Here is a 14,554-nt window from a genome sequence, read left to right as displayed (position 1 = left end):
GACATCGTCAACGGCCCCGGCACCCGCTGCACCCTCTTTGTATCAGGCTGCGTTCACGAGTGCCCCGGCTGCTATAACAAAAGCACCTGGCGCCTGAACTCGGGTATGCCGTTTACCGCTGAGATGGAAGACCGCATCATCAACGACCTGAACGACACGCGCATTAAACGTCAGGGGATCTCGCTCTCCGGCGGCGACCCGCTCCATCCGCAAAACGTGCCGGCGATCCTGAAGCTGGTAAAACGCATCCGCCGCGAGTGCGCGGGAAAAGACATCTGGGTCTGGACGGGTTACAAGCTGGATGAACTGAATGCGCAGCAGAAGGAAGTGGTGGATCTGATTAACGTCCTGGTCGACGGCAAGTTCGTGCAGGATCTAAAAGATCCTATGCTTATCTGGCGCGGCAGCAGCAACCAGGTTGTGCATCATCTGCGTTGAATGAAGGCGGATATCCTCTTTCCGCCTGAACGTCAAAACCGACTCACACTCTCCATTGCCTCAGCCTTAAACGCCGCAAAATCCTCGCACTGGCACAGGCGCGCCATCGCGCGTTCACGCAGGAAAGTGACAAAAATATCGTAAATCGCCATTGCCTCTTCGTACTCGCTTTTGCTGATGGCGAGCAGAAAAATGACATGGGCGGTTTCATCTCCCCACTGAATGCCCTGCGGCGCCAGCACGGTGTAGACCACCGTTTTTTGCGCCAGCAGGCCGAGGGAGTGCGGCAGCGCGATGCCGTCGCCGAGCATAGTGCTGACGATAGCTTCACGCTCGATAACCGATTCCAGAAATTCCGCACCGACAAAGCCTTCGCTTTCAAGCTGCCCACACAGTTCGCGGAACAGCGTTTGCTGGTCGACAGGCTTGTCGAGAATGCGGAAATGGGCCGCGTCGAAGTATTTCTCCAGCATCCACGGGCGGGTACGGTCCACCAGCACCAGCTTGCCGATCTGCTCTAACTGATAATCGGTCGGGAACGGGGCGATTATCACCACCGGTTTGGATTTTTCGCTCACGCGAGCGGTGGAGATCACGAAGTCTTCGCCGATGGCATCGGCAAGTTCGTACTCGCGCAGGGTGAGCGTGCGCGTCACCTCAATCTGCGGGTATTTGCGCTGAAGCACCGCCTCGATCATGCGCACCATCGCGTTACCGGCGTCACATACCAGCAGCACGCGCGGCTGACGCTGGTAGCCGATGTTGTAGTGGCGCTCCAGACCGACACCGATATGCAGCACCAGAAAACCAATTTCGTTTTCGCTGATCACATACGGCGTGTATTTGCCCCAGCTCGACACCGCCGCGAGGGTCATATCCCACGCCATCGGGTAGTGCTGCTTGATGTTATCCAGCAGCGGATTGGGGATCATGATTTGATACCGCACGCGGGTAATCATGGTTTTGATGTGCGTGAGCAGATCTGCATGCAGTTGCTCGTCGCTCAACAGGTTGTAGTTATAGTGGGTGTTGATGTAGCGCAGGATATAGTTGACCAGGGCTTCGTCGTCGTCAGCATTAATGGCGCTGGGGGCGATCTCCTGGATCTGCCGCGCCGCAATGTGCACGCACAGCCAGCTCTCTTCCGATGGTGAAAGCGCCTTGCCCGCCAGCTCCTGGATAGCCACCGCAATATCTTTCGCCGCCTCGCGTACGTTCTCTTCCACGTCTTCAGCGTGGAATTCCGGCAGCGGATACCCCTCGCTGATGCGCCGCACCGACACCGCGCAGTACAGGCGCAGGAACAGCTCGCCTTCATCGGTCAGGCGAATGTGATGGCGCGTCAGCGCGTCGTGCAGGACAGGGACCATCTTTTCCGCCACGCCCGCGTTGAGCGCCACGTCGGTCACCAGCGGGTTCAGGCTATCCTGCTGCGCCAGCTCCCACAGGAGGTCGGTCAGGCAGGCGCGGATCGCCATCTCGCTGCCAAACAGCTTCATGCCGTGGCGCGGGCGGGTTTCCAGCGTCAGGTTGTAACGGTGAAACCACTCGCGCACTTCCACCATGTCGCTCTGCAATGTGGCCCGGCTGACGAACCACTCATCGGCCAGATCCTCCAGCTTGAGGGAAAAGGCTGACGTCAGAAAACGCACCACCAGATAGTGCACACGCTCCGGTCCGGTTCGCGGAATGCGCAGCGCGCGCGGGTGGGACGACTGCAATTGTTGATAGCGCACCACATCATTGATTTTGAGCTGATAGCCGTTGCCCCGGCTCAAAATGAACTGCGCGCCGTGGCTGGCCAGCAGCGCGTTCAGGGCGGTGATATCCGCCCGGACGGTTCGCGTGGAGACCGACAGCCGCTGCGCCAGCTCGTCCTGCGGCAGCGTCTCGTTTTGCAACAGATCGAAAAGTTGCGCTAAACGTTGGTTCGGAAATCGCACGTCGTTGTCCTCTTACTGCTCAGGGTGAAATGACCATCTGGGATGGGCTGCCGACCGGGGTATAGTCTGGCTCGGCGCTCAGCTTGCCGTCCGGCGCCACGCGGAAACGGGTAATGTTGTCGCTGCGCTGGTTCATGACGTACAGCCATCGCCCCTGCTTATCAAGCGTCAGGGTGCGCGGATAGTCGCCCCGCGTCCAGACATCGTCCTGATGTGTCAGCGTGCCCTCCGCCGTTACGGTAAAGTGCCCGATGCTGTTATGCAAACGGTTAGCGACATACAGCTGTTTCCCGTCGGCGCTTAGCGCCAGCCCGGCGGCAAAACTGGTGCCTTTATAACCGTCCGGCAAGGCTGAAATCGTTTTACCCTCTTTCAGCCTGCCGTTGCTGTCCAGCGCATAATGGGTGAGCGTAGAGGCTTCTTCGTTAATCAGCCACAGGGCATCCCCCTTCGGCGTAAAGACGAAATGGCGCGGCCCGGCCCCTTTTGAGGAGGCGCGGATAAACGGCGGATCGTTCGGGGTCAGCTTTCCGGTTCGATCGTCAAAACGGTACTGATAGATGCGATCCAGCCCCAGATCGGTGGAAAAAACGTATTTCCCGCTCGGATCGGCGGCGATCATGTGCGCGTGAGGGCCGTTATGATCGCTGATGGCGAAACTGCCCTCGACGGCAGCTTCCGGCTTTGCCGCGCCCGGTTCGCCTTTGTCCTGATGGGTGTCCGTAGCCTCGCCCAGGCTGCCGTCTGCGTTAACGGGCAGCACCGCGATCGATCCGCTGACGTAGTTCGCCACCAGCAAATGTTTGCCGTTCGGCGTCAGGGAAAGATACACCGGCCCCGCGCCGCCGGAGGCCACCTGACTCAGCTCGCTCAGCGCGCCGTTATCGCCTATTCGCAACGCCTGCACCACGCCCTGCTCCACCTCGCTTGCCAGGTAGAGCGTTTTGCCGTCGTGCGAGACGGTAAGCTGCGCAGCGTTCGGGAGTTGGCTCACCAGCGTTTTGTTATCGAGCGCGCCGGTTTGCGGGTCGACGGTAAAACGGTACAGCCCTTCGCCGTTGGGATTATAGGTACCCACCCAGGCGTATTGCGTCTGGGCGACAGCGGCGGTGGCGAGCATTGAGAGTGAAGCGACAAGCAGGGTACGGGTGTGCATGGTGGCTCCTTCGGGTGTGTGCGGTGTGTTTCCCCTCACCCTAACCCTCTCCCCAAAGGGGAGAGGGGACGATTACACCCTCTCCCCTTTGGGGAGAGGGCTGGGTGAAGGGCAGGTTCTACTTCACCAGCTTCTTCGTCATCTCCAGCAGCGTACGCACATCTTCCGGACGCGTGTCGCCGCTGGCTTTGTCGATAATCGAGCTGTAGATATGCGGGATGATTTTGCTCACGCCCGCGTCCAGGGCGATCTGCAGGATCTCCTCAAAGTTCTCCAGATCGATTCCCCCGGTCGGCTCCAGCCAGAAGTCGTGACGGGCGCAGGCTTCCGCCACCGCTTTATACTCGTCACGGCACTTGAGGCCGCCCATCGGGAAGTACTTGATTGAGCTTCCGCCGAAATCTTTCAGCAGGGCGATAGCGGTTTCAACCGGCACAATGCCGTCCGGCGCGTTGCTGCTCAGCGGGCCGGTGGAAATTTTAACCATGCCGACGGTGCCGGTCGGGGAGACCAGGCCGTTGACCACGGACTCATTCTGCCCCAGCAGCGCGCGGCTGGCGGCCACGCCGGTAAAGACCTGATTGACGTGCTGCGGCTGTACCTGGCGGGAGATTTCACTCACCATCGCCGACTGGTTCGGATCGCCTGCGCCCAGCCCCACGGAGAGCGCGTTATCAATCAGTGCCGCGTACTCGCGCATATCCGCGACGGCGCTCGCCACGTCGGGGTAATTTTTGGAGAGCACGCCCACCAGCACATGACCTTCCGCCGCCTCGTAAATGGCGCTGGCGTTGGATTTCGATCCTGCCAGCACGTTCAGGCAGACGCGGTCACGGTAAAAGTTGGGGGTCAGTTTCATGCGTTTTTCTCCTGTCCTAATACTTCGCTAATACGGCGGTACACGATGTTCAGCTGATCAGCATTCACGCTGCGTACATCCGCTTCGATAATCCCTTCGTTAGCTTTATAGCCACGGAAGTAAATGGCGTATTCGCCCTGCTTGAGCGCGTTCACCAGGTCACCGGTGCCGACGCCGGTGGTCGCTTCGTCAAACTTAATCTCGGTGCGCGCGATATCGCGACCCGCGCTGTCCCAGACCACGCGGGCGGTGACGCCGTTCAGGGTGTTGAGCGCGTCAATAAACGGCGTCATCTTCGCCACCATCTCGGCCCCGCTCTCCCTGGTGGCCGTCAGGTAGTGTTCGATGGCGCAGGTCAGGCCGAGGATCCCCTCTTTGCCCACCTTCATCGCGCGGCCAATGCCCGCCGTCTGGCGCTTCACCCACTCAACGTACTGGGTTTTGCCGATCACCAGGCCGCTGGTTGGGCCTTCAATCGCCTTCGCGCCGCTGTAGATCACCAGGTCCGCGCCGGAGCGGTAATAGGTATGCAGATCTTCTTCCGCTGCGGCATCAACGATCAGCGGCAGGTCGTGTTTACGCGCCACCACCGCCGCCTGCTCGACGCTGAGCATGCTTTTCTGTACGCAGTGGTGCGATTTAATGTAGAGGATAGCCGCTGTACGCGGGGTGATCGCTGCCGCCAGCTGTTCGGCAGAGCATTCGTTGGCGTAGCCCGCTTCCACCAGCCTGCCGCCGCCCAGCGCTACCATGGTGCCTACCGGCGCGCCAAAGTTAACGTTGTGGCCTTTCGGCAGGACGATCTCGTTGTTCTCAATCGGTGTGACGTGCAGGTTTTCCAGCAGCCAGTCGCTGTCTTTCACCAGTACCGCCGCCACGGACTGGGCAATGCCCGCCGACGCGCAGGAGACCACCGTTGCGCCTTCCACCTCCAGCAACTTCGCGATGTATTCGCCGGTTTTATTGACCAGATCCTTTATCTCGAAATAGTGATTCATGCCGTCCATCGCCGCCTGCACCACTTCCGGGCGCGGCGTGGAGACACCCAGCGCCGTCATGCGGCCAGAGGTGTTGATAACCTGCTTTAAGTTGTACTTCTCATAAATCGAAGGCATGTTCCGTGCTCCCTTGTTCGGTCATGTAGCCCTTGCCCGCGCGGATCGCGGCAAGCGGCACCAGAATGTGTTCAGCCTGCAGGCTGTCGTTTTCAGCATCCGTCAGCACCGTCGGCTGGCGTTTGAGGGTGAACAGCGTCAGATCAGCGTCGAGACCAGGCTGAATGCGGCCTTTGCGCGTCAGGCGCAGGCCGTCTGCGGCGTTGGCGGTGACGCAGTCAATCACCTGCGGCAATGACATGCCGATGGCGAGGAATTTCGACATCACGCTTGCCAGCGAGCCGACCGGGCCGTTGATGCGGTTGCGGCAGTAGATATCCGAGCTGATGGTGTGCGGCAGAATGCCCATCGCGATGGCGCGTTTCGCCACCTCAAAGCTGAAGCTCGCCGTGCCGTGGCCGACGTCCAGACGCACGCCGCGCTTCAGCGCAGACGTAATGGAGGCGCGCAGCTCGCCGGAGGGCGTCAGGATGCGGTTAGGCTTGCCGTTGTAGCAGTGGGTGATGATGTCGCCGGAGCTTAACAGCTCGGCAATCTCATCGAGGTTCGGCGGGTTGTTGCCGATGTGCACCATCAGCGGCAGGTTGCCGTTCTCTTTCTGAATGGCTTTCGCGCGCTCCAGCGGGGTAATACCGTTTTCACCGACCACGCTGCTGCTCATGCGCGCCTTCAGGCCGACGATAAAATCCGGGTAGCGCGTCACCGCCTGCTTCACCGCATCAGCATCAATATTGGCCATATTGGCCAGCTCGTTCTGGGCAATCAGCCCCACGCGGGAGATGTTCAGCAGGGCAAACACCTCGGTGGACGCTTTGCGGGTGATGGCGTAAAAATCGTCCACGTCGTCGGCCCCGGTACTGCCCGCGTCCACCACGGTGGTGACGCCGGTGGCAATGCCCACGCTGTCCGGCTCGTCGTGGTAAATTGGGGAGTTCGGGTAGCAGTGGACGTGGGAGTCAATCCAGCCCGCGCTGACGAACACGACACCGTTAAGCTCAAGCGTTTTACGAGCGGGAGCGTCAATTTGGCCTGTCGCGGCGATCTTCCCGTCCTGAATGGCGATATCGGTCAGGGTATCGTCGGCGAGGCGCGCACGGCGCAGGAGTAGATCAAACATGGGGTTCTCCTGATAAGGCGGGCACCGAAGCGCCCGCAGGTATTAAAGGGCGACCGGGAACAGCCAGCCCAAAATCATTGCGCCGAGGATGGCGCCACCGGTAATCGGCTTCTGCCAGATGTAGAACAGCAGCGCGCCCACCAGGGAACCGACGCCGATTGGAATGGAGGCGGTCATGGCGCTGAGGATAATCAACGGCCCGAGGAAGCGGCCGGAGGCGTTACCCGCGCCCATCATCACGTCTGCACCGTAGGTGGAGTTACTCTGGTTGATGGTGAACTTACGCGCCAGGATGATGACGTAGCCAATCGCCAGACCAATCACCAGGCCGGTAATCAGCGAGGCAATAAAGTTGGTCACCGGGAACATGATCCCCGCGCCCAGCAGCAGCGCCGGTACGCCGAGGCCCACGCCGGTCTGGATCGCCCCGCCGATGTCGAGAATCCCGACCAGCGACCCTTCGATGATACGGGCGAAAAGGAAGCTTGCGCCGAACGCCGCCACCGCGCCGTAAACGCCGGTATCGATTCCCGCTTTCAGCATTGCCACGAAGGCCACTTCGTTAAACGCGCCGATACCGTAGAGGTAGTACATGTGCGTCCCGGCGAAGACGCCGGAGGAGAGCAGGCCAACGAAGATCGGGAACGACCAGTCGGCATACCAAAAACCTTTATTCTGTTCCATTTAGAGGCTCCTGTTATTTACCGCTGAGCGAGTTGTGGATCATGTCGAGCCAGTTCGGCACGGTCAGATGGAAGGATTCGATCATCTTCATGTCGAAGCCGCGGAAGAAGCCGCTCAGCACAAACAGCAGGACGATCGCCGCCATCATCACTTTGGTGACGTGGTTCCAGCCGCTCTCTTCCACGCCTTTACCGATCAGGATCCCCAGCACCAGACCCGGCACGGCGTTACCCATGATCAGCTGCGCTGCGCCGCCAAAGATGGTGGCCCAGAAGCCCGATTTTTTACCCGCGTCGATGGCTGCCAGCCAGAAGATCACCGGCATCACGGTGTTGACCAGCAGGTTCGCGGCAGGCACCAGCACCTTCACGGCGGTGACCTGAAGCGCAGCCGGAACGGAGGAGGCGGTCAGGTTAAGGAAGGTCACGACAATCATGCCGATAATGCCGCAGGCAATCGCCATTTTGCGCGGGTCATGCAGCGTTTCACCGACGTTACGGTTTTTGATCATCAGTGCAGCAGCACCCCAGTTCGGGATGATGCGGTGGTCAACGTCCTGTGTGAAGGCACCTGCGGCCACGGAAGAGGCCCAGGCGTTAAAGAAGAAACCTAACCCAAAGGAGAAGTGGGACGCCGGATCCCCTTCACAGGAGTTCAGTTCCCCCAATGTACGAAACGCGCCCATACCCTGAGTGGTAGGCGCATGAAACATGCGTGCAGCCCCGGCTCCAACACCGACGCCAACCAGGCCGCCAATGATGAGCGATTTTATTAATATAATTAAGAACATCAGTCTGCCCTTTTATGAATAATCAGCGTTGCGTGACGAAATCCACCTGGTCGAGATTGATGGCGGTCACGTTGACGGTCACATCCAGCTCCACGCTGTAGGTGCGTCTTTCCCGACGCAGAAAGAAGAACAAAAACGCTTCTTTTCGCACCGCTTCTTGCGCCTGAACAACCTGCACATCCTGTGGCTCAATACGCAGTAAGATATGCGGTGAGGCTTTCATCACCGCGGCCTGTACGTGGTTGAGGGCGTCGGCAAAGGCGCGCGCTTTGGCATCGCCCTTCCCCTTCACTCTCACCGTGGTCGTGAACTGTTCTTTCATGCTTACGCGCCGTATTTCTTCTGCCACGCCTGTACCAGACGCTCGCCCAGCTCTTCTTTATCCATAAAGCCAAAGCCCAGCACGTTGCAGCCTTCGTTGATAGCGGTCACCCCCTCATCCACGGAGCGCATGCCGTATTTGGCCTTGTAGCCGTATTTGGTCTGGGCGGTGATGGCACCCGCGCCGCCGCTGCCGCAGAACGAGATCCCGAAGGTGGCGTTTTCTGCTTTCATCACGTCACCGAGCTTCATATCCGCTGCCATGCCCGGTACGACAACCGCGCGTCCGCCGGCTTTTTCCACACCCGCAGCCACTTTCTGACCTTTACCCAGGCGATCGCCAATCACGACTGTAATCTGTTCCATGTGTTGCTCCTTAAAGGTTGTCTTTCGCGACTTCGAAGTGAACGGAGAGCAGCCAGGCTTCCTCATCAGGAAGATTGCCAAACTGCGCTACCACTTCACGGGCAAGTTGCATTGAATCTGGTGAAATTTCGTCGAACAGCTCTGCTTCAACCTCCGGCAGCGGCTCGCCGGTCACAGACCGGTGCGCCATTGCGCGAACGTGGGAGGTCAGCATCTGCTCCTGTACCGCGTTGGGGATGATGTTGTGCCGGGCCAGCAGGGCGTAGACCTGCTGAAGCATGGTGTTCGCGAGCTGTTCTGTTTGCACCGCCTGTTCCCCAACGTCGTTCATTACCGCTCCGTTAATCACTCGTCTTACCCCGTTAATGGCTCTGGAATAAAACTAACGTCGAGGGGGCGTTGTTTGTAGCGAGTTGTTTTCCACTTCGAAGTGGAAAGGCGAGCCGCGGCAGTGATCTGTGCCACATAAATGCGGTGAATCTGGATTAATCGCTGGATTTACGTGATGAATATCACGCTATTACGCGGCACTAAACAGGTAAGCGGAGTGGAAAAGATTACGAGCAGGCTCGTAGAAATGTGACGTGGATAAGGTTTTCTTATGGGGAGGGAGAAGAGTGTGAGCGGGGATGCTTAACGCGCCCCGCTCATCCAGACTATCAACGATACTTTTTGTGATACGCGTTGCGGGTCGCCGCAAACTGGTCGGCTGCCGCCTGGGCTTCCTTCACTTTGCCTTCGTTCGCCAGCTTCAGCGCGCCGTCGATCTGGCCGACCAGCACGTCAAAACCGTGGCGGTAGTCTTTCATCTCGGCGCTGTCCGCCGCTTTGCTTTCCAGCTTCGGCGGCGTCGCTTTTTGCGCATCCAGCGCCGCTTCACGCATTTTGGTCAGTGCGTCTTTCATCTCCGCCGCATCGTCGGTTTTCTGCACCACCTTCAGGTTTTGACTGAGGATGTCCATGTTGTCTTCAAGATCGGCAGCAAACGCAGATGAACCAAGAACCAGCGTTGAAGCCGCGACGATCGCTAACAGGTGTTTACGCATTGCTCACTTCCTTTTTTATTATAAATCACGCTTTTACGGGGATTATTGCCCGGCGATTTTCATCTCCGGCAGTAATACAGAACCACACTGAATATTGCTGCGTGTTTCAATATCGTTACCGACCGTAACAATATTGCGCCACATGTCCTTGAGGTTGCTGGCGATGGTGATTTCGCTCACCGGATACTGAATTTCACCGTTTTCGACCCAGAAGCCCGCTGCGCCGCGAGAGTAGTCGCCGGTGATACCGCTCACGCCCTGCCCCATCAGCTCGGTGACCACCAGACCGGTGCCCATCTCTTTCAGCATCTGTTCAAAATTCAGGCCCTGCCCGGCAATGCGCCAGTTATGAATGCCGCCCGCGTGCCCGGTGCTTTTCAGCCCCAGCTTACGCGCGGAGTAGTTGGTCAGCAGCCACTGGGTCAGAATGCCGTCTTTAACGATATCCCGGCGCTCCGTGCGCACGCCTTCGCTGTCGAACGGCGTGGAGGCCAGCCCTTTCAGCAGGTGCGGGTGCTCTTCGATGGTCAGCCATTCCGGCAGGATCTGCTTGCCCAGCGAGTCGAGCAGGAAGGTCGATTTACGGTACACCGAACCACCCGCAATCGCCCCCACCAGATGACCAAACAGACCGGTTGCCACTTCGTTGGCAAAAATGACCGGGGCTTTCATGGTGGAGAGTTTACGCGGCGAGAGGCGTGACAGCGTGCGTTCGGCGCACTCTTTTCCCACCCACTCCGGAGACTGCAAATCCCCCAGCGCGCGGCCAATGGTATACGCGTAATCACGCTCCATATCGCCGTTCTCTTCGGCGATCACGCAGCTGGAAAGCGAGTGGCGGGTTGAGCAGTACCCCTGCAACATGCCATGGGAGTTACCAAACACTTTGATGCCGTAGTGGCTGTTAAAGCTGCCGCCTTCGGTATTGGTGATGCGTTTGTCAGCCTGCAAAGACGCCTGCTCGGCGCGCGAGGCCAGCTCAATGGCTTCATCCGGGGTCACTTCCGCCGGATGGAACAGATCGAGATCCGGCGCGTCAAACGCCAGCAGCTCTTTATCAGCCACGCCAGCGTAAGGATCCGGGGAGGTGTACCGCGCGATATCCAGCGCCGCCTGCACTGTACGGGCGATGGCATCCGGGCTGAGATCGGTAGACGACGCGCTGCCTTTGCGATTCTGGTGATACACCGTGATCCCCAGCGCGCCATCGCTGTTAAATTCTACATTCTCCACTTCGCCATAGCGGGTGCTCACGCTAATACCGGTGGTTTTGCTGACCGCCACTTCGGCGCCATCTGATTTACCTGAAGCGAGCATCAGCGCGGTGGAGACGGCTTCTTCCAGGATCTTACGCTGCGCTTCAACTTGTGAGGTTACTTTCATCGCAAATGCCATACTGTAAGAGAGAGTTAAGTGAAGTCTAACAGAGAACCGTTTTTCAGTGCGCGTCTTAACTGGTAACATTAGCCTCTTTTTTTAAGGAGCCTGACATGACTAAGCAGCCCGAAGACTGGCTCGACGACGTTCCCGGTGATGACATCGAAGACGAAGATGATGAGATCATCTGGGTCAGTAAAAGTGAAATTAAACGTGACGCCGAAGAGTTAAAACAGCTTGGCGCAGAAATGGTAGAACTGGGTAAGAACGCGCTGGATAAGATCCCGCTCGACCAGGATCTGCGTGATGCCATTGAACTGGCACAGAAAATCAAGAAAGAAGGGCGTCGCCGCCAGCTTCAGCTTATCGGGAAACTGCTGCGTCAGCGCGATGTTGAGCCGATCCGTCAGGCGCTGGATAAACTTAAGAACCGCCACAACCAGCAGGTTGCGCTGTTCCATAAGCTGGAGCAGATCCGCGACCGTCTGATCGAGCAAGGTGATGACGCGGTACCTGAAGTGCTGAACCTGTGGCCGAATGCCGACCGCCAGCAGCTGCGTTCTTTGATCCGTAACGCGAAGAAAGAGAAAGAAGGGAATAAGCCGCCGAAGTCTGCGCGTCTGATTTTCCAGTATCTGCGCGAGCTGTCTGAGAACGAAGAGTAAACCCCTCACCCCAGCCCTCTCTCCAAAGGGGAGAGGGAGAAGAGATAATGTAGGCCCGGGAAGCGCTAACGCCACCGGGCCTTTTTTTACTCTGCGGCCGCGGCTTTCTTCGCCAGACCGTCCAGCAGCTTCTGATGGATCCCACCAAACCCGCCGTTGCTCATCACCAGAATGTGATCGCCAGGCTGTGCGGCTTTCACCACCATATCCGCTAAGACATCCACGTCCGCACTCCAGTGCGCTGGCTGAATGCAGGCGTCGGCCACTTCGGCCACCTGCCACGGAATATGCTGCGGTTGCAGGAGGAAGACCTCGTCGGCACGCCCTAAGGACGGCGCGAGATCGTCTTTGCATATCCCCATTTTCATGGTGTTCGAACGCGGTTCCAGCACGGCCAGAATGCGCGCGGTGCCGCCAACTTTGCCACGCAATGCGGCAAGCGTCGCCAGAATGGCGGTTGGGTGGTGCGCGAAATCGTCGTACACCGTCACGCCATTCGCTTCACCACGCAGCTCCAGACGGCGGCGGGCGTTAATGAACGAACCCAGCGCATTGGCGGCATCCGCAGGCAGTACGCCCACGTGACGCGCCGCGGCGATCGCCATCAGGCCGTTGTGCATATTGTGCTCACCCACCAGGCCCCACTTCACTTCGCCCACTTTTTCGCCGTCGAGCAGCACTTCCCATTCGGAAGCATCCGCGTTGAGCTTTTTCGCCTGCCAGTGCCCCTGCTCGCCAACCAGCTCCTGCTCGCTCCAGCACCCCATCGCCATAGTCTGCTTCAGGTTGATGTCGTTCTCCGGCAGGATAATGCGGCCCTGACCCGGAACAATGCGCACCAGATGGTGGAACTGTTTCTGAATCGCTTTCAGGTCGTCAAAGATATCCGCGTGATCGAACTCAAGGTTGTTGAGGATCAGCGTGCGTGGGCAGTAATGCACGAACTTGGAGCGCTTGTCGAAGAACGCGCAGTCGTATTCATCCGCTTCAATCACAAAGAACGGGCTGTCGCCCAGACGCGCGGAGACGTCGAAATTCCCGGGCACGCCGCCGATCACGAACCCCGGCTTGTAGCCGCAGGCTTCGAGGATCCAGGTCGCCATACCGGCGGTGGTGGTTTTGCCGTGCGTCCCGGCAACGGCGACAACCCAGCGGTCGCGCAGGACAAAGTCATGCAGCCACTGCGGGCCAGACATGTACGGGATATTACGTTCCAGCACCGCTTCAACGCATGGATTCCCACGGGTCATGGCGTTACCAACGATCACCAGATCCGGCTGCGGCTCGAGCTGGCTGGCGTCATATCCCTGAATCAGAGAAATCCCCTGCTTCTCCAGCAGCGTGCTCATCGGCGGATACACATTGGCGTCCGAACCTGTCACTTCATGGCCCAGCGAGCGCGCCAGCATTGCCAGTCCGCCCATGAAAGTGCCACAAATCCCCAATATATGAATGCGCATACGTCACTATCCTTCTTCAATGTGGCGCACATTTTACTCACATGTCAGCGGCTGTGAAACGCATTTCAGGTAAATCCGTATTTTGCTGGCGCGATTCACCTCTGCGCTAATATTTGAATGTTTGTTAAGATTGTTGGACATCAACCGCTTTACTCAACATAAGATGCAGGGAAAGTGTTATGAAAACGTTAGGTGAATTTATTGTCGAAAAGCAGCACGAGTTCTCTCATGCTACGGGTGAGCTCACTGCTTTGCTGTCGGCAATAAAGCTGGGCGCTAAGATCATCCACCGCGATATCAACAAGGCCGGTCTGGTCGATATCCTGGGTGCCAGCGGTGCCGAGAACGTTCAGGGTGAGGTTCAGCAGAAACTCGACCTGTTCGCCAATGAAAAACTGAAAGCAGCACTGCGCGCGCGCGACATCGTTGCGGGTATCGCCTCTGAAGAAGAAGATGAGATCGTCGTATTCGAAGGGTGTGAACACGCAAAATACGTTGTTCTGATGGATCCGCTGGACGGCTCCTCCAACATCGACGTTAACGTTTCTGTCGGTACCATTTTCTCCATCTACCGTCGCGTCACCCCGGTTGGCACACCGGTGACGGAAGAAGACTTCCTGCAGCCGGGCAGCAAGCAGGTTGCTGCCGGTTACGTGGTGTATGGCTCATCCACCATGCTGGTGTACACCACCGGCTGCGGCGTGCACGCCTTTACCTACGATCCGTCGCTGGGCGTTTTCTGTCTGAGCCAGGAGCGCATGCGCTTCCCGGAGAAGGGCAATACCTACTCCATCAACGAAGGCAACTACATCCGATTCCCGAATGGCGTGAAGAAGTACATCAAATTCTGCCAGGAAGAGGATAAAGCCACCCAGCGCCCGTACACCTCGCGCTATATCGGCTCGCTGGTGGCGGATTTCCACCGTAACCTGCTGAAGGGTGGTATTTACCTCTACCCAAGCACCGCCAGCCACCCGGACGGAAAACTGCGTCTGCTGTACGAGTGCAACCCGATGGCATTCCTGGCCGAACAGGCAGGCGGCAAAGCGAGTGACGGTAAAGAGCGTATTCTGGATATCGTGCCGGAAAGCCTGCACCAGCGCCGTTCGTTCTTTGTCGGCAACGACCACATGGTGGAAGACGTTGAACGCATGATCCGCGAATTCCCGGACGCGTAACGCGTAAATAGGGGAGCCCGACAGGCTCCCCTATTTTTA

General features: G+C 58.3%; 16 protein-coding genes. 3 read left to right on the top strand and 13 right to left on the bottom strand.

The genetic code is table 11. The annotated features are described in order from the left end of the window. Positions 1-438, top strand: a 438-nt coding sequence (gene nrdG, locus HP459_RS14360; protein ID WP_171936374.1) for an anaerobic ribonucleoside-triphosphate reductase-activating protein, incomplete at its 5' end; no start/stop codon positions are given. Between the two features lie 32 nt (positions 439-470). On the opposite strand, the gene HP459_RS14355 is transcribed toward nrdG, so the two are convergent. From HP459_RS14355 to pmbA, 12 genes are all read right to left on the bottom strand, one after another. Continuing rightward, positions 471-2,381 (bottom strand): transcription antiterminator, encoded by a 1,911-nt coding sequence (locus tag HP459_RS14355; protein ID WP_023305322.1) that lies wholly within the window; start codon positions 2,379-2,381, stop codon positions 471-473. Positions 2,382-2,400: 19 nt separating this feature from the next. After that, positions 2,401-3,537: a lactonase family protein gene (locus HP459_RS14350; RefSeq protein WP_171936373.1), complete on the bottom strand. Its 1,137-nt coding sequence runs from the start codon at positions 3,535-3,537 to the stop codon at positions 2,401-2,403. Positions 3,538-3,655: 118 nt separating this feature from the next. Next, a complete protein-coding gene (locus HP459_RS14345; protein ID WP_045307827.1) occupies positions 3,656-4,396 on the bottom strand; it encodes a KDGP aldolase family protein in 741 nt (246 codons plus the stop codon). Further along, the gene (locus HP459_RS14340; protein ID WP_163347067.1) at positions 4,393-5,511 is read right to left on the bottom strand and encodes a DgaE family pyridoxal phosphate-dependent ammonia lyase; all 1,119 of its coding nucleotides are present in this window, start codon (positions 5,509-5,511) and stop codon (positions 4,393-4,395) included. The genes HP459_RS14345 and HP459_RS14340 overlap by 4 nt, the downstream gene beginning before the upstream one ends. Beyond that, positions 5,495-6,628, bottom strand: a complete 1,134-nt coding sequence (locus HP459_RS14335; protein ID WP_171936372.1) for an amidohydrolase/deacetylase family metallohydrolase — start codon at positions 6,626-6,628, stop codon at positions 5,495-5,497. The genes HP459_RS14340 and HP459_RS14335 overlap by 17 nt, the downstream gene beginning before the upstream one ends. Before the next feature lie 42 nt (positions 6,629-6,670). Further along, entirely contained in the window at positions 6,671-7,312 is a 642-nt protein-coding gene (locus tag HP459_RS14330; protein ID WP_003856081.1) for a DUF4310 family protein, read from the bottom strand. A gap of 13 nt (positions 7,313-7,325) precedes the next feature. Next, on the bottom strand, positions 7,326-8,102 hold the full coding sequence (locus HP459_RS14325) for a DUF4311 domain-containing protein (protein WP_006810337.1): 777 nt from the start codon (positions 8,100-8,102) through the stop codon (positions 7,326-7,328). Between the two features lie 22 nt (positions 8,103-8,124). After that, positions 8,125-8,424 (bottom strand): DUF4312 family protein, encoded by a 300-nt coding sequence (locus tag HP459_RS14320; protein ID WP_006810338.1) that lies wholly within the window; start codon positions 8,422-8,424, stop codon positions 8,125-8,127. 2 nt (positions 8,425-8,426) lie between these two features. Then, the gene (locus HP459_RS14315) at positions 8,427-8,789 is read right to left on the bottom strand and encodes an SFCGS family glycine-rich protein (protein WP_006810339.1); all 363 of its coding nucleotides are present in this window, start codon (positions 8,787-8,789) and stop codon (positions 8,427-8,429) included. Between the two features lie 10 nt (positions 8,790-8,799). After that, positions 8,800-9,138, bottom strand: coding sequence for a PRD domain-containing protein (locus HP459_RS14310; RefSeq protein ID WP_026080657.1), 339 nt, complete (start codon positions 9,136-9,138; stop codon positions 8,800-8,802). Between the two features lie 310 nt (positions 9,139-9,448). Further along, positions 9,449-9,835 (bottom strand): cytochrome b562, encoded by a 387-nt coding sequence (gene cybC / locus HP459_RS14305; RefSeq protein ID WP_022646861.1) that lies wholly within the window; start codon positions 9,833-9,835, stop codon positions 9,449-9,451. A 42-nt stretch (positions 9,836-9,877) separates the two neighbouring features. Beyond that, positions 9,878-11,230, bottom strand: a complete 1,353-nt coding sequence (gene pmbA / locus HP459_RS14300) for a metalloprotease PmbA (RefSeq protein WP_171936371.1) — start codon at positions 11,228-11,230, stop codon at positions 9,878-9,880. Between the two features lie 95 nt (positions 11,231-11,325). Here pmbA and yjgA point away from each other — a divergent pair, with 95 nt between their 5' ends. After that, positions 11,326-11,877 carry a ribosome biogenesis factor YjgA gene (gene yjgA, locus HP459_RS14295; RefSeq protein ID WP_003856072.1) on the top strand — a complete coding sequence of 184 codons (552 nt, stop codon included), beginning with the start codon at positions 11,326-11,328 and terminating at the stop codon, positions 11,875-11,877. A gap of 86 nt (positions 11,878-11,963) precedes the next feature. Here yjgA and mpl read toward each other — a convergent pair whose 3' ends face one another. Continuing rightward, on the bottom strand, positions 11,964-13,337 hold the full coding sequence (gene mpl / locus HP459_RS14290) for a UDP-N-acetylmuramate:L-alanyl-gamma-D-glutamyl-meso-diaminopimelate ligase (RefSeq protein ID WP_022646859.1): 1,374 nt from the start codon (positions 13,335-13,337) through the stop codon (positions 11,964-11,966). Positions 13,338-13,516: 179 nt separating this feature from the next. On the opposite strand from mpl, the gene fbp reads away from it, so the two are divergent. Further along, entirely contained in the window at positions 13,517-14,515 is a 999-nt protein-coding gene (fbp, locus tag HP459_RS14285; protein ID WP_022646858.1) for a class 1 fructose-bisphosphatase, read from the top strand. Positions 14,516-14,554: the final 39 nt, after the last annotated feature.

Origin of the sequence: Enterobacter sp. CM29 (genome assembly GCF_013179605.1) — a bacterium.
Taxonomy (GTDB): Bacteria; Pseudomonadota; Gammaproteobacteria; order Enterobacterales; family Enterobacteriaceae; genus Enterobacter; species Enterobacter intestinihominis.
This window is presented reverse-complemented; position numbering and strand designations above follow the sequence as displayed.

Excerpts from the sequence above, each read along its gene's own strand:
- cybC (WP_022646861.1), bottom strand. The coding sequence starts at position 9,835 with ATGCGTAAACACCTGTTAGCGATCGTCGCGGCTTCAACGCTGGTTCTT.
- HP459_RS14325 (WP_006810337.1), bottom strand. The coding sequence starts at position 8,102 with ATGTTCTTAATTATATTAATAAAATCGCTCATCATTGGCGGCCTGGTT.
- HP459_RS14350 (WP_171936373.1), bottom strand. The coding sequence starts at position 3,537 with ATGCACACCCGTACCCTGCTTGTCGCTTCACTCTCAATGCTCGCCACC.
- mpl (WP_022646859.1), bottom strand. The coding sequence starts at position 13,337 with ATGCGCATTCATATATTGGGGATTTGTGGCACTTTCATGGGCGGACTG.
- HP459_RS14315 (WP_006810339.1), bottom strand. The coding sequence starts at position 8,789 with ATGGAACAGATTACAGTCGTGATTGGCGATCGCCTGGGTAAAGGTCAG.
- yjgA (WP_003856072.1), top strand. The coding sequence starts at position 11,326 with ATGACTAAGCAGCCCGAAGACTGGCTCGACGACGTTCCCGGTGATGAC.
- HP459_RS14320 (WP_006810338.1), bottom strand. The coding sequence starts at position 8,424 with ATGAAAGAACAGTTCACGACCACGGTGAGAGTGAAGGGGAAGGGCGAT.
- HP459_RS14335 (WP_171936372.1), bottom strand. The coding sequence starts at position 6,628 with ATGTTTGATCTACTCCTGCGCCGTGCGCGCCTCGCCGACGATACCCTG.
- HP459_RS14340 (WP_163347067.1), bottom strand. The coding sequence starts at position 5,511 with ATGCCTTCGATTTATGAGAAGTACAACTTAAAGCAGGTTATCAACACC.
- HP459_RS14345 (WP_045307827.1), bottom strand. The coding sequence starts at position 4,396 with ATGAAACTGACCCCCAACTTTTACCGTGACCGCGTCTGCCTGAACGTG.
- HP459_RS14330 (WP_003856081.1), bottom strand. The coding sequence starts at position 7,312 with ATGGAACAGAATAAAGGTTTTTGGTATGCCGACTGGTCGTTCCCGATC.
- fbp (WP_022646858.1), top strand. The coding sequence starts at position 13,517 with ATGAAAACGTTAGGTGAATTTATTGTCGAAAAGCAGCACGAGTTCTCT.
- pmbA (WP_171936371.1), bottom strand. The coding sequence starts at position 11,230 with ATGGCATTTGCGATGAAAGTAACCTCACAAGTTGAAGCGCAGCGTAAG.